The organism is Pseudomonas sp. MF08817, from assembly GCF_059862705.1.
This window is the reverse complement of the sequence record NZ_JCBCUY010000014.1, coordinates 65,600-79,627: the sequence shown is the minus strand read 5'-3', so window position 1 is coordinate 79,627 and position 14,028 is coordinate 65,600. Positions and strand designations below refer to the sequence as shown.

At 59.9% G+C, this 14,028-nt stretch carries 14 protein-coding genes; 4 read left to right on the top strand and 10 right to left on the bottom strand.

Translation table 11 applies throughout. The features are described 5' to 3' along the window. Window positions 1–227: 227 nt before the first annotated feature. The 4 genes from AC19YR_RS10885 to sdhC are packed head-to-tail and all read right to left on the bottom strand — an operon-like array spanning window position 228 to window position 3,456. Window positions 228–932: a succinate dehydrogenase iron-sulfur subunit gene (locus AC19YR_RS10885; protein ID WP_095110708.1), complete on the bottom strand. Its 705-nt coding sequence runs from the start codon at window positions 930–932 to the stop codon at window positions 228–230. Between the two features lie 11 nt (window positions 933–943). After that, entirely contained in the window at window positions 944–2,716 is a 1,773-nt protein-coding gene (gene sdhA / locus AC19YR_RS10880) for a succinate dehydrogenase flavoprotein subunit (RefSeq protein WP_095110632.1), read from the bottom strand. A 3-nt stretch (window positions 2,717–2,719) separates the two neighbouring features. Then, complete coding sequence (gene sdhD / locus AC19YR_RS10875; RefSeq protein ID WP_095110633.1) at window positions 2,720–3,088, bottom strand: succinate dehydrogenase, hydrophobic membrane anchor protein; 369 nt, start codon at window positions 3,086–3,088, stop codon at window positions 2,720–2,722. Continuing rightward, window positions 3,082–3,456, bottom strand: a complete 375-nt coding sequence (sdhC, locus tag AC19YR_RS10870) for a succinate dehydrogenase, cytochrome b556 subunit (protein ID WP_095110634.1) — start codon at window positions 3,454–3,456, stop codon at window positions 3,082–3,084. Before sdhC ends, sdhD begins: the two co-directional genes overlap by 7 nt. A gap of 363 nt (window positions 3,457–3,819) precedes the next feature. On the opposite strand from sdhC, the gene gltA reads away from it, so the two are divergent. Further along, window positions 3,820–5,109, top strand: coding sequence for a citrate synthase (gene gltA, locus AC19YR_RS10865; protein WP_095110635.1), 1,290 nt, complete (start codon window positions 3,820–3,822; stop codon window positions 5,107–5,109). A gap of 331 nt (window positions 5,110–5,440) precedes the next feature. Here the strand turns inward: gltA and AC19YR_RS10860 are convergent, their stop codons facing one another. The 3 genes from AC19YR_RS10860 to AC19YR_RS10850 form a co-directional block, all read right to left on the bottom strand. Beyond that, window positions 5,441–7,099: a cation acetate symporter gene (locus AC19YR_RS10860; protein ID WP_095110636.1), complete on the bottom strand. Its 1,659-nt coding sequence runs from the start codon at window positions 7,097–7,099 to the stop codon at window positions 5,441–5,443. Beyond that, entirely contained in the window at window positions 7,096–7,407 is a 312-nt protein-coding gene (locus tag AC19YR_RS10855; RefSeq protein ID WP_095110637.1) for a DUF485 domain-containing protein, read from the bottom strand. Before AC19YR_RS10855 ends, AC19YR_RS10860 begins: the two co-directional genes overlap by 4 nt. 361 nt (window positions 7,408–7,768) lie before the next feature. Beyond that, complete coding sequence (locus AC19YR_RS10850) at window positions 7,769–8,617, bottom strand: glycine betaine ABC transporter substrate-binding protein (protein WP_500598405.1); 849 nt, start codon at window positions 8,615–8,617, stop codon at window positions 7,769–7,771. 334 nt (window positions 8,618–8,951) lie between these two features. Between AC19YR_RS10850 and AC19YR_RS10845 the strand changes: the two genes are divergently transcribed. Next, window positions 8,952–10,250: an alpha/beta fold hydrolase family protein gene (locus tag AC19YR_RS10845; RefSeq protein ID WP_500598403.1), complete on the top strand. Its 1,299-nt coding sequence runs from the start codon at window positions 8,952–8,954 to the stop codon at window positions 10,248–10,250. Next, complete coding sequence (locus tag AC19YR_RS10840) at window positions 10,243–11,031, top strand: MlaA family lipoprotein (protein ID WP_095110640.1); 789 nt, start codon at window positions 10,243–10,245, stop codon at window positions 11,029–11,031. The genes AC19YR_RS10845 and AC19YR_RS10840 overlap by 8 nt, the downstream gene beginning before the upstream one ends. Window positions 11,032–11,066: 35 nt before the next feature. On the opposite strand, the gene AC19YR_RS10835 is transcribed toward AC19YR_RS10840, so the two are convergent. Then, window positions 11,067–11,984 (bottom strand): DUF808 domain-containing protein, encoded by a 918-nt coding sequence (locus AC19YR_RS10835; protein ID WP_500598401.1) that lies wholly within the window; start codon window positions 11,982–11,984, stop codon window positions 11,067–11,069. 133 nt (window positions 11,985–12,117) lie between these two features. On the opposite strand from AC19YR_RS10835, the gene AC19YR_RS10830 reads away from it, so the two are divergent. Then, on the top strand, window positions 12,118–12,723 hold the full coding sequence (locus AC19YR_RS10830) for a TetR/AcrR family transcriptional regulator (RefSeq protein WP_095110642.1): 606 nt from the start codon (window positions 12,118–12,120) through the stop codon (window positions 12,721–12,723). 117 nt (window positions 12,724–12,840) lie between these two features. Here AC19YR_RS10830 and AC19YR_RS10825 read toward each other — a convergent pair whose 3' ends face one another. Together AC19YR_RS10825 and AC19YR_RS10820 are read right to left on the bottom strand one after the other, a co-directional pair. Beyond that, the gene (locus AC19YR_RS10825) at window positions 12,841–13,299 is read right to left on the bottom strand and encodes an REP-associated tyrosine transposase (RefSeq protein ID WP_500598400.1); all 459 of its coding nucleotides are present in this window, start codon (window positions 13,297–13,299) and stop codon (window positions 12,841–12,843) included. A 180-nt stretch (window positions 13,300–13,479) separates the two neighbouring features. Next, on the bottom strand, window positions 13,480–13,920 hold the full coding sequence (locus tag AC19YR_RS10820; RefSeq protein ID WP_095110644.1) for a GlcG/HbpS family heme-binding protein: 441 nt from the start codon (window positions 13,918–13,920) through the stop codon (window positions 13,480–13,482). Window positions 13,921–14,028: the final 108 nt, after the last annotated feature.

The window sequence follows — 14,028 nt, the reverse complement described above, 5'->3', positions numbered from 1 at the left end:
GAAGACACCGAGCAAACTTGCAGAAGTCCGAGTGCAGCGACCAAAACAAGCCACTTAGGATCACGCTGATAGTCCGGGTACCAGCCCGGATGCCCCTGCTTGTCTCATTTCTTCAAAATAAGAACCGCGGCCTTTTAGGCTGCTGTTCAGGTTAAAACTACGGCGCCGGTTGAAGCCTGCGCCGTAGCATCTACGGGTACAACGGTGTTACGGGTACTGCAGCTGTATCACACGCCGCTCTGCAGCAGCATGTTACGGATGTGACCGATGGCCTTAGTCGGGTTCAGGCCTTTGGGACATACGTTGACGCAGTTCATGATCCCGCGGCAGCGGAATACGCTGAACGGGTCGTCCAGTGAAGCCAGACGTTCGGACGTCTGGGTGTCACGGCTGTCTGCCAGGAAGCGGTAGGCTTGCAGCAAAGCGGCCGGGCCCAGGAACTTGTCCGGGTTCCACCAGAAGGATGGGCACGAGGTCGAGCAGCAGGCGCACAGGATGCACTCGTACAGACCATCGAGCTTTTCACGCTCTTCCGGAGACTGCAGACGTTCGATGGCCGGAGCCGGCGTGTCGTTCTGCAGGTAAGGCTTAACCTTCTCGTATTGCTTGTAGAAGATGCTCATATCGACGACCAGGTCACGAATAATCGGCAAACCTGGCAGAGGACGAACGATCAGCTTGTTACCCTTGACCACGGCGGACAGCGGCGTGATGCACGCCAGGCCGTTCTTGCCGTTGATGTTCATGCCGTCGGAACCGCAGACACCTTCACGGCAAGAGCGACGATAGGAGAAACCCTCGTCCTGCTCTTTGATGAGGGCCAGCACGTCCAGCACCATCAGGTCTTTACCACCGGTATCGACCGAAAATTCCTGCATGAACGGCGAAGCGTCCTGATCGGGGTTGTAGCGATAAACACTGACTTTCAACATGGCGGCCACCCTTAATAAGTCCGAATCTTAGGTTCAAAAGTCGGAACAGTCTTCGGCGAGAAGTTCACAGCACGCTTGGTCACGCGCTTGTCACCCGGGAAGTACAGGGTGTGGCACAGCCAGTTTTCGTCGTCACGGTCTTCAAAGTCTTCACGGGCATGAGCGCCGCGGGACTCTTTACGCACTTCTGCGGCGATGGCGGTAGCTTCGGCCACTTCCAGCAGGTTCTGCAGCTCCAGAGCTTCGATACGCGCGGTGTTGAAGGCCTGGGACTTGTCGTTGATCTTCACGTTGGCAATACGCACACGCAGATCGGCCAGTTGGGCAATACCCTTCTGCATGTATTCGCCGGTACGGAATACACCGAAGTAGTTCTGCATGCAGTTTTGCAGCTCGCGACGCAGGGTTGCTACGTCTTCGCCATCGGTGCGCTCGTTCAGAGCGGACAGGCGTGCCAGGGCCGCCGTGATGTCGGCGTCGGTGGCGTCGTCGTACTCGATGCCTTCGGTCAGGGCTTTTTCCAGGTGCAGGCCAGCAGCACGACCGAACACCACCAGGTCGAGCAGCGAGTTGCCGCCCAGACGGTTGGCACCGTGAACCGATACGCACGCCACTTCGCCTACCGCGAACAGGCCTGGGATGATCTGGTCCACGCCTTCGTCGTTCTGGGTGATCGCCTGGCCATGAATGTTGGTGGCAACGCCGCCCATCATATAGTGGCAAGTCGGAACAACCGGAACCGGCGCAACCACCGGGTCAACGTGGGCGAATGTCTTCGACAGTTCGCAGATACCTGGCAGACGGCTGTGCAGCACTTCCTCGCCCAAGTGGTCGAGTTTGAGCATCACGTGGTCGCCATTCGGACCGCAACCGTTGCCGGCGATGATTTCTTTAACCATCGAGCGAGCAACCACGTCACGACCGGCAAGGTCCTTCGCGTTCGGAGCATAACGCTCCATGAAACGCTCGCCGTGCTTGTTAATCAGGTAGCCACCTTCACCGCGGCAACCTTCGGTCACCAGTACACCGGCGCCGGCGATGCCGGTCGGGTGGAACTGCCACATTTCGATGTCCTGCACCGGCACGCCAGCACGCAAGGCCATGCCCACGCCGTCGCCGGTGTTAATCAGGGCGTTGGTGGTGGACGCATAGATGCGGCCCGCGCCGCCCGTGGCCAGCACGGTAGCCTTGGCACGGATGTAGGTGGTTTCGCCGGTTTCGATGCAGATTGCGATCACACCGACGAACGCGCCGTCCTGGTTCTTCACCAAGTCAACGGCGTAGTACTCATTCAGGAACGTGGTACCCGCTTTCAGGTTGCCCTGATAAAGGGTGTGCAACAGCGCGTGACCGGTACGGTCGGAAGCGGCGCACGTACGAGCAGCCTGGCCGCCCTTGCCGTAGTCCTTGGACTGACCGCCGAACGGACGCTGGTAGATACGCCCCTGCTCGGTACGAGAGAACGGCAGACCCATGTGGTCCAGCTCGAAAACCGCGGCAGGGCCTTCCTGGCACATGTATTCGATAGCGTCCTGGTCACCGATGTAGTCGGAACCTTTGACGGTGTCGTACATGTGCCAGCGCCAGTCGTCATTCGGATCGGCGGAAGCGATGGCGCAGGTGATGCCGCCCTGGGCCGACACAGTGTGCGAACGGGTCGGGAACACCTTGGTGATAACGGCAGTCTTGTGACCACCTTGTGCCAGCTGCAGCGCTGCGCGCATGCCGGCGCCGCCGCCGCCAATGATGATGGCGTCGAAGGAAATGGTTGGAATGTTAGCCATGAATCAGATACCCCAAAGAATCTGCACACCCCAGACGAAGTACGCGAACATCGCAACGCCGCAGACTGCCTGGAAGAGGAAACGTACTGCGGTCGCGGACTTGCCCAGCGCCATCGGCGTCAGGTAGTCGGTCGCGATGGTCCACATGCCGACCCAGGCGTGAGCGCCCAGGGCCACCAGGGCCAGCAGACTGAAGATACGCATCCCGTTGTTTGCGAACAGGCCGTGCCATTGGGCGTAGCCAATGCCAGGGTTCGCAATGAGGTATCCGATCAGGAAAATGAAATAAGCCGCGAGAACGACCGCAGACACACGCTGCGCCATCCAGTCATAGAGGCCCGAACGCGAAAGGTTCGTAACGCTGGTTACCATATCCAAACTCCTGCCAGAACGATCAGCACCACGGAAATGGCGATGATGATTTTCGAGCCCAGGCGGCCGCCTTCCAGCGTCTCACCGATGCCCATGTCCATAATCAAGTGGCGCACACCGGCTACCAGGTGATAAAGCAGAGCGGACAGAAGGCCCCATGCTACGAACTTGGCCAGCGGACTGGTCAAGCAAGCCTTCACCTCGGCATAGCCTTCCTCGGAACCCAGGGATTTGCCCAATGCGTAAAGCATGATGCCAAGGCCCAGGAAGAGGATGATGCCGGATACACGGTGAAGAAATGACGTAACGCCGGTGATGGGGAGTTTGATGGTCCTTAGGTCTAGGTTTACAGGTCGTTGGCTATTCACGGCTTTTTTTTCACACTGAAGAGCCCCTAACAATCAGGGCAAAGTTGTTGGGGAGTGCACTGGTCAGGTAACCACCACCCAGGGATGCGACCCCCATCAAAACAGGCCCAAAAGCCCCTGGCGGTCGGAGGCCGAGTATAGACAGTTAGGCTACTAATGACAACGCGCTGTCCTCACCCTAATAGCGCATTGCGCAAGCCGTATAAAAGGCGTAAATGGCGGGTAATTTCGAGGAAAAAGTACGGTTAAAGCCTTCTGGGGCAAGACTTTAGGCAAATTGACATTCGAATTTATATCAATATAGTGGTGCGGGCCCTGCGTGGGGGGTCTGTCTGATGATTTGAAGCATAAATAGGAGGCCACATGGCTGACAAAAAAGCGCAGTTGATCATCGAGGGCGCAGCCCCCGTCGAGCTGCCCATTTTAACCGGCACCGTTGGTCCTGATGTAATCGACGTTCGGGGCTTGACGGCCACGGGCCGCTTCACCTTTGACCCAGGGTTCATGTCGACTGCCTCGTGCGAGTCGAAGATCACCTACATCGACGGCGACAACGGCATCCTGTTGCACCGCGGCTACCCGATCGAACAACTCGCCGAGAAGTCGGACTACCTGGAAACCTGCTACCTGCTGCTCAACGGCGAATTGCCGACCGCAGAACAGAAAGCCCAGTTCGTCAGCACCGTGAAGAACCACACCATGGTCCACGAGCAGTTGAAGACCTTCTTCAACGGCTTTCGCCGCGACGCCCACCCGATGGCCGTCATGTGCGGCGTAGTCGGCGCCCTGTCGGCCTTCTACCACGACTCCCTGGACATCAATAACCCGCAGCATCGCGAAATCTCCGCGATCCGCCTGGTTGCCAAGATGCCCACCCTGGCCGCGATGGTCTACAAGTACTCCATGGGCCAGCCCATGATGTACCCGCGCAACGACCTGACCTACGCCGAAAACTTCCTGCACATGATGTTCAACACCCCGTGCGAGATCAAACCGATCAGCCCGGTACTCGCCAAGGCCATGGACCGGATCTTCATCCTCCACGCCGACCACGAGCAGAACGCGTCGACCTCCACCGTGCGCCTGGCAGGCTCCTCGGGCGCCAACCCGTTCGCCTGCATCGCCGCCGGTATCGCCGCGCTCTGGGGCCCTGCCCACGGCGGTGCGAACGAAGCAGTATTGACCATGCTCGATGAAATCGGCGATGTCTCGAACATCGACAAGTTCATCGCCAAGGCCAAGGACAAGAACGATCCGTTCAAGTTGATGGGCTTCGGGCACCGCGTCTACAAGAACCGTGACCCGCGTGCCACCGTAATGAAGCAGACCTGCGACGAAGTCCTGCGCGAACTGGGGATCAACAACGATCCGCAACTCCAACTGGCCATGCGCCTGGAAGAGATCGCCCTGACCGACCCGTACTTCATCGAACGCTCGCTCTACCCTAACGTTGACTTCTACTCGGGGATCATCCTCAAGGCGATCGGCATTCCAACCAGCATGTTCACCGTGATCTTCGCCCTGGCGCGTACCGTCGGCTGGATCTCGCACTGGAAGGAAATGCTCTCCAGCCCGTACAAGATCGGCCGCCCGCGCCAGTTGTACACCGGCTATGAGTCGCGTGACATCACCAAGCTCGAAGATCGGCACTAACACCCAAGCAAAAAAAAACGGCCTCTTGATGAGGCCGTTTTTTTTGCCTGAGGGTTAGGAGCAGCAAGCGGCAAGTCTCAAGCTGTAAGCCCCAAGTAAAGGCGTCGGCCGTTGCGCAAGGGACACCTCGCTACACAACGCAGCCTTGAGCTGCAAGCTGAAAGCCTCAACTAAATACGCCAGCCTCTACGCAAGTGCACCTCACCCCACAACACCGCTTGCCGCTACAAGCTTTCAGCCACCCAAAAAAATACCCCTGCCTTTGAGCAGGGGTACTTCTCTACAACACCGCTTCTAGCTTGCCGCTTGAAGCTTCAAGCTCGCAGCTGCCTCAATGGCTGACCGCCCCGCTCGCCCCCAGGCCCGTCTGCGAACGCACGAACTGCGGGAAGAACAGCGCCCGCTCGTTATCCGCAGCCTTGGACTTGTCGGTGATGGAGAAGAACCAGATCCCGACGAAGGCAATAATCATCGAGAACAGCGCTGGGTACTCGTAAGGGAAGATCGCTTTTTCATGGTGCAGGATCTGCACCCAGATGGTCGGGCCAAGCACCATCAGGCCTACCGCACTCACCAGGCCCAGCCAGCCGCCGATCATGGCGCCGCGGGTGGTCAGTTTCTTCCAGTACATCGAGAGCAGCAGTACCGGGAAGTTGCAGCTTGCCGCGATGGAGAACGCCAGGCCTACCATGAACGCGATGTTCTGGCTTTCAAAGAGGATGCCCAGGCCAATCGCCAGCACTGCGAGAGCAATGGTGGTGATTTTCGAGACACGGATTTCATCTTTGTCGTTGGCTTTACCCTTTTTGATGACGCTGGCGTACAGGTCATGGGACACCGCCGAGGCACCTGCCAGGGTCAAGCCGGCCACGACCGCCAGGATGGTGGCGAACGCAACGGCCGAGATGAAGCCCAGGAAGATACTGCCGCCCACAGCATTGGCCAGGTGCACCGCCGCCATGTTGTTGCCGCCGAGCAAGGCGCCCGCTGCATCCTTGAAGTCCGGGTTGGTGCTAACCAGCAGGATCGCGCCGAAACCGATGATAAAGGTCAGGATGTAGAAGTAGCCAATGAAGCCAGTGGCATACAGCACGCTCTTACGCGCTTCTTTCGCATCGCTCACGGTGAAGAAGCGCATCAGGATGTGCGGCAGGCCAGCAGTACCGAACATCAACGCCAGGCCCAGGGAGAAGGCCGAGATCGGGTCCTTCACCAAGCCGCCGGGGCTCATGATGGCCTCACCTTTAGGGTGAACCTTGATCGCCTCGGCAAACAGTGCGTTGAAGTCGAAGTTGACGTGCTTCATTACCATGATGGCCATGAAGCTGGCACCGGACAGCAGCAGCACTGCCTTGATGATCTGTACCCATGTGGTGGCCAGCATGCCGCCGAACAGCACATACAGGCACATCAGGATGCCGACCATAATGACCGCGACATGGTAGTCCAAGCCGAACAGCAGCTGGATCAGCTTGCCGGCACCGACCATTTGCGCGATCAGGTAGAACGCCACCACCACCAGCGAGCCACAGGCCGACAGGGTGCGGATCTGGGTTTGCCCCAAGCGATAGGACGCCACGTCGGCAAAGGTGTACTTGCCCAAGTTGCGCAGGCGCTCGGCGATCAGGAACAGAATGATCGGCCAGCCCACCAAAAAGCCGATCGAGTAGATCAGGCCATCGTAGCCGGAGGTGTACACCAGAGCGGAAATGCCCAGGAAAGACGCCGCCGACATGTAGTCACCGGCAATCGCCAGGCCGTTCTGAAAACCGGTGATCTTGCCGCCGGCCGCATAGTAGTCGGCTGCCGAGTTATTGCGCTTGGAAGCCCAGTAGGTGATGCACAGGGTAGCGCCGACGAACGCGACGAACATCAGGATGGCTGAAACGTTGAGCGGTTGTTTATGCACTTCGCCGGTCAGGGCATCGGCTGCCCAAAGCGCAGGAGCGAAGGCCGCAAGCCCGAGTGCCGCAAATAGACGCCGGATCATTGTGCAGCCTCCTTGAGAATGGCGTTGTTCAGGTCATCGAACTCGCCATTGGCGCGGCGAACGTAGATGCCTGTCAGGACAAAGGCCGAGAGAATCAGCCCGACACCGATGGGGATGCCCCAGGTAATCGATGATTCAGGACTGATCTTGGCTCCCAGTACCTGGGGTCCGTACGCAATCAACAGGATGAAGCCCGAGTAAAGCCCAAGCATGATCGCCGAGAGAATCCAGGCGAACCGCTCTCTTTTGCTCACCAGCTCCTTGAAACGCGGGCTGTTTTGAATCGAGAGGTAAATGCTGTCGTTCATTGTTTTTATCCTCGCAGCACAGATTATTGTTAGAACGTACCCACTCTATGCGGCTGTAGAACTGGTTCCAGACGACCTTAGTCTTAGAACCATCCGCCGAAGCAAGCAGGCTCCCCAGGCCAGAAGCTGTCGCCCACTGGCAATGGGCGTAGGAACGCCAACAGAGCATAGAAGAAACAGCCCTTGCCCACGGCAGAAAAGCCTTGGCAAGCAAGGGGCTGGGAGGAAGGTTTGGATCAGCCCTGAAGGGGCTATGGCAGGAAGGTTTCTGCTGGCTGGCAACACGGTGCCAGGAATGCACCTGCAACCGCATCCCGGTGGCATCTAGGCACACCGGGGCGGTCAGGCGGAGACGGGCGGGTTACTTCAACCACTCGGCGACGCGTTCAGGGTGCTTGGCGACCCACGCCTTGGCCGCCACGTCCGGCTTGGTGCCTTCCTGGATGGCCAGCATGACTTCGCCGATTTCATCCTTGGACGCCCACTGGAACTTCTTCAGAAACGCCGCCACTTCCGGGGCTTTCTTCTCCAGGCCTTTACTGCCAATGCTGTTGACGGTTTCGGCGGCGCCGTAAACGCCTTTAGGATCTTCGAGAAAGCACAGCTTCCACTTGGCGAACATCCAGTGGGGCACCCAACCGGTCACGGCGATGGACTCTTTCTTGTCCTCGGCGCGGGTCAGTTCGGCGATCATCGCCGCGCCGGAGCTGGCTTGCAGCTTGTACCCCAGGCCGTAATCCTTGATTGCCTGATCGGTCTTGAGCATCACGCCTGAGCCAGCGTCGATGCCGACGATCTTGTTCTTGAAGCTGGTGTCGTCCTTAAGGTCGGCAATCGACTTGGCCTTGACGTACTCGGGCACGATCAGGCCGATTTTCGCGTCTTTGAAGTTCGGGCCGTAGTCGACCACCTTGTCCTTGTTTTTGGTCCAGTATTCGCCGTGGGTCACCGGCAGCCAGGCCGAGAGCATGGCGTCGAGCTTACCGGTGGCCACGCCCTGCCACATGATCCCGGTCGCGACCGCTTGCAGCTTGACGTCATAGCCGAGTTTTTCCTTGATGACCTGCGCCGCCACATGGGTAGTGGCCACGCTGTCGGACCAGCCATCGACGTAGCCGATGCTCAGGGTATTGCCGTCCGCGCTGGCCAGGGTGGAGCTCATCGCAAGCGCCATTGCGGCACCTGCGCTTAAGAGTCGTCGCATCTTCATCGTTGCTTCCCCGAAAGTTGCGCCCGACGGATGCCGGGCGGCGTGCTGCCCCTTGGATCATCAACCCAGTGCCGGGGCAGACCTGCTCTGGCAGCGACCCTGAGGCAGCGAGAAACGACATCACTACGCCAGTAACGACACCCGGAAACCACCTCCGACATGGCCAGGCGCCACGATTACAGATAATTACCACCCGCCACCCTTGCAACCTGTATCGTCCAGCTACTATTAGCCCCGATTGTGCCTGTTTAGCTGCCCTCATGGCACTTTGGCACAACTGCGGCGGTCATAGCCTGCGAACACCATTCGGTACTTTCCTCTAAGGGATCTCGTCATGCTCCAATGCTTGCGCTGCGCCGCCCTGTTTGGCGGCCTATTCTTGAGTGCGTCCGCACTGGCGGTGGACATTGATGCCGCTAGCTATGGCTACCCGCTGACCAACCCTTTTGAAGCCACCATTGCCACCACCCCGCCGGACCTGCGCCCGCAATTGCCGTTGGACGAAGACATCGACCAAGCCGACTACAGCCTGACCCTGCGCCCGGAGCGTGAATTCATCCTGCCGGACAACTTCTGGGCAGTGAAGAAACTCACCTACCGCATGGCCAAGCAGGACCACGCCGCGCCGCTGATCTTCCTTATCGCCGGCACCGGCGCGCCGTACCACAGCAGCCTCAACGAGTACCTGAAAAAGCTCTACTACCAGGCCGGTTACCACGTGGTGCAGCTGTCCTCACCCACCAGTTTCGACTTCATCAGCGCCGCCTCGCGCTTCGCCACCCCCGGGGTGAGCAAGGAAGACGCCGAAGACCTCTACCGCGTGATGCAAGCGGTGCGCGCCCAGCACCCGAAACTGCCGGTTACCGACTACTACCTCACCGGCTACAGCCTCGGCGCGCTGAATGCGGCGTTCGTCGCCCACTTGGACGAAACCCGGCGCAGCTTCAACTTCAAGAAGGTTTTGCTGCTCAACCCGCCAGTCAATCTCTACACCTCCATCAGCAACCTGGACAAACTGGTGCAGACCGAGGTCAAGGGCATCAATAACAACACCACTTTCTATGAACTGGTGCTCAACAAGCTGACCCGCTATTTCCAGCAAAAAGGCTACATCGACCTCAACGATGCCCTGCTCTACGACTTCCAGCAGTCCAAGCAGCACCTGACCAACGAACAGATGGCCATGCTGATCGGCACCTCGTTCCGCTTTTCGGCGGCCGACATCGCCTTCACCTCCGACCTCATCAACCGCCGCGGCCTGATTACCCCGCCCAAATACCCCATCAGCGAAGGCACCAGCCTCACGCCGTTCCTCAAGCGCGCCCTGCAATGCGACTTCGACTGCTACCTGACCGAACAAGTGATCCCCATGTGGCGCGCCCGCACCGACGGCGGCAGCCTGCTGCAACTGATCGACCAGGTCAGCCTCTACGCCCTCAAGGATTACCTGCAAACCAGCCCGAAAATCGCCGTGATGCACAACGCCGATGACGTGATCCTGGGCCCGGGCGACCTGGGTTTTCTGCGCACCACATTCGGTGACCGCTTGACGGTCTACCCCCACGGCGGCCATTGCGGCAACCTGAACTATCGCGTCAACAGCGACGCCATGCTGGAGTTTTTCCGTGGCTAAACACTTCCTGCTTATTGCCGCTTTACTGAGCGCAGGCGTCGCCCAAGCCGACAACAGCAAGGCCAATGCGCCGACCGTGGTCGCCCCGGACGGTTTCACCGAGCCCTTGACCAAACTCAAGTTCAACCCGGGCCTGGACCAGCGCGAATTCGAGCGCTCCACCCTCAATGCCCTGAACGTGTATGACCCGCTGGAGTCGTGGAACCGGCGCGTCTACCACTTCAACTACCGTTTCGACCAGTGGGTGTTCCTGCCTGTGATCGACGGCTACCGCTACATCACCCCCAGCTTTTTGCGCAGCGGCGTGAGCAATTTCTTCAACAACCTGGGGGACGTGCCGAACCTGCTCAACAGCCTGTTGCAGTTCAAGGGCCAGCGCTCCATGGAAACCACCGCGCGGCTGCTGCTCAACACCACCCTCGGCGTCGCCGGCCTGTGGGACCCGGCCACCAAAATGGGCCTGCCGCGCCAAAGCGAAGACTTCGGCCAGACCCTAGGCTTCTACGGCGTACCGGGCGGCGCCTACGTGATCCTGCCGATCCTCGGCCCTTCCAACCTGCGCGATACCGGCGGGCTGGTGTTCGACTACAGCGCCGAATCCACGGTCAACTTCCTCAACGTCGCCGAAGTCAGCAGCAACCACCCAGAAGTCTGGGTTTTGCGCGGCGTAGACAAGCGCTACCAGACCAGCTTCCGCTACGGCCAACTGAACACACCGTTCGAGTACGAAAAAGTGCGCTACGTCTACACCGAAGCGCGCAAGCTGCAAATTGCGGAATAGATAGGAGCTGCAAGCCTCAAGCTTGCAGCTTGTAGCTAGCGACTGCTAAACGCCTTCCAAATCTTCGTCGCCGCCATCACGCCGGCCAGCACCACGGCGCCGGCCACGATCCCGGCCACGCCGTTGAGCAGGATCGGCACGATAAACCCCGCTCCGCCCGCCGCCGCGCCCACGCCTTCGATCCAGTGATGGATCGCCGGCACACCGTGGGTGAGGATGCCGCCGCCCACCAGGAACATCGCCGCCGTACCGATCACCGACAGGCCCTTCATCATGTAAGGCGCCGCCCGCAGGATCGCCGCGCCGACACCTTGAGCGACCTGCCCGCTTTTCTGCGTCAGCCACAGGCCCAGGTCGTCGAGTTTGACGATGCCCGCCACCAAGCCATACACCCCCACCGTCATCACCAGGGCGATGCCCGACAACACAATGACCTGCTGGGTCAGCGGCGCGTCGGCCACGGTGCCCAAGGTGATGGCGATGATTTCCGCCGAGAGAATGAAGTCGGTGCGGATCGCACCCTTGATCTTGCCGCGCTCGAACGCCACCAGGTCGGTGGCCGGGTCCGCCACTGCCTGCACGAGTTTGGCGTGCTCGGCCTGGTCCTCGGCGGGGCTGTGCAGGAACTTGTGGGCCAGTTTCTCAAAGCCCTCGAAACACAAGTACGCGCCGCCGACCATCAGCAGCGGCGTCACCAGCCAGGGCACGAACGCACTGATGGCCAGGGCCGAAGGCACCAGGATCAGCTTGTTCACGAACGACCCCTTGGCCACCGCCCACACCACCGGGATCTCCCGCTCGGCACGCACGCCGCTCACCTGCTGGGCGTTGAGCGCCAGGTCGTCGCCCAGCACCCCGGCGGTCTTCTTCGCCGCCATTTTGGTCATCAGCGCCACGTCATCGAGCACCGCGGCGATGTCATCGATCAATAACAACAAGCTGCTGCCAGCCATGGAAGGTCGTCCTGTCACAAGAAATGTGATGGAGCATAGCGCGGCAATAGGCCCTATGGGGCATTCTTGAGCCTCGCGCAAACGCGGTGCTACCATGCGCCACCGCCCGTACCGGCAAGGAATCACCTGGTTTATGAGCACCATCCGCGAGCGTAATAAAGAACTGATCCTGCGGGCCGCCAGCGAAGAGTTCGCCGACAAGGGCTTCGCCGCGACCAAGACCAGTGACATCGCCGCCAAGGCCGGGCTGCCCAAACCCAACGTCTACTACTACTTCAAATCCAAGGACAACCTCTACCGCGAGGTGCTCGAAAGCATCATCGAGCCGATCCTGCAAGCCTCCACCCCCTTCAACGCCGACGGCGTGCCGGGCGAAGTGCTGAGCGCGTACATCCGCTCGAAAATCCGCATCTCCCGTGACCTGCCCTTTGCCTCCAAGGTGTTCGCCAGCGAAATCATGCACGGCGCCCCCCACCTGAGCGCTGACCAGGTGCAGCAGCTCAACGCCCAGGCCAAGCACAACATCGACTGCATCCAGACTTGGATCGACCGCGGCCAGATCGCCCCCCTCGACCCCCACCACCTGATGTTCAGCATCTGGGCCGCGACCCAGACCTACGCCGACTTCGACTGGCAGATCTCGGTGGTCACCGGCAAAGCCAAACTCGACGAAACCGACTACGAAGCCGCCGCCCAGACCATTATCCGGTTGGTGCTCAAAGGGTGTGCGCCGGATTAAGGCACCGCGGCGCGGCTATCGCGAGCAGGCTCGCTCCCACAGGCGATTTGTTGGGGCCGATACCCAGCCCCCCTGTGGGAGCGAGCCTGCTCGCGATAAAGGCACCTCTCAGTGCGCTCAAACCCAGATCGCATCCCACAGCGGATAGTCGCCCAGGCGCCCCACCAACCCAGCACGCAACGGATTGGCCACCACATAGCGGGCCAGCTTGACCAAATCTTCGTCCCGGCGCAGCGCACGATCATGAAACCCCGGCTGCCAGAGGCGCACTTGGCGGCCAACTGCTCGATTCACGGCTTTGCTCGCCAGCGATTTGGTCTTTTGCATCAACTCACCTAAATTTCCCTGCCGCAACTCGATCAGCCAGTGAAAGTGGTCAGGCATCACCACCCAAGCCAAAGAGTGAACGCAGCCGCGCTCCTGGGCGTGACGAAACTGCGCGACGACCAATCTGCCCAAGGCAACGTCGCTGAAAACAGGCTCTCTGTCTCGCGTGTTGGTGGTCAGCAGATAAATCCGCCCGGCCTCGCTAAAGCGTCCGAGCCTTAAGCGTTTTGATGCAGGGTGTGCAGGCATTCCATTGGCCCTGTGCAGAATGGGTTCTGCAAGGTTAGGGCTGCAGAAGGCTTGGGGCGGTGAATCTGCTTGGCAGGATGTTTCATGGAGGACCTCATCGCGAGCAGGCTGGCACACAGAAGGTCGTGCCCCCAACAGGAGCGAGCCTGCTCGCGATGGCGGTGTATCAGCCCACCACAGTCAAGCCCCCACCCCCGCATCCGCCCGCAAACCCTGGGCTTCTATCGCGCTGATGGCGCATTGCTCGTCGATGTCCGAGGTGTCGCCACTGATGCCGATGGCGCCGATGACGGTGCCTTGTGGGTCGCGGATCAGTACACCGCCCGGGGCCGGGACGACGCTGCCCTGGCCCAGGCTGTTGAGGGCGGCGATGAAGGCTGGGCGTTGCTGGGCGTCCAGGGCCAGCAAGCGTGAGCCCTTGCCCAGGGCAATCGCCCCCCAGGCCTTGCCGATGGCGATTTGCGGGCGCAACAGGCTGGCGCCGTCTTCGCGTTGCAGGCTCAACAGGTGCCCGCCCGCGTCCAGGACCGCGACGGTCAGGGGCGCAGCGGCGATCTGCCGCCCGGCATGGATGGCCTGGCCGGTCAGGCTGACTGCGACTTTCAAGGTTAAAGCGCTCATGGGTGCCGTCCTTATCTTGCTAGGGAAAAGCCTGGGGGCTTGATGAAAAACAGACACTACAAATAGAACACAATAGAATCAATTTTTGTATACAATAATACTCGCAAA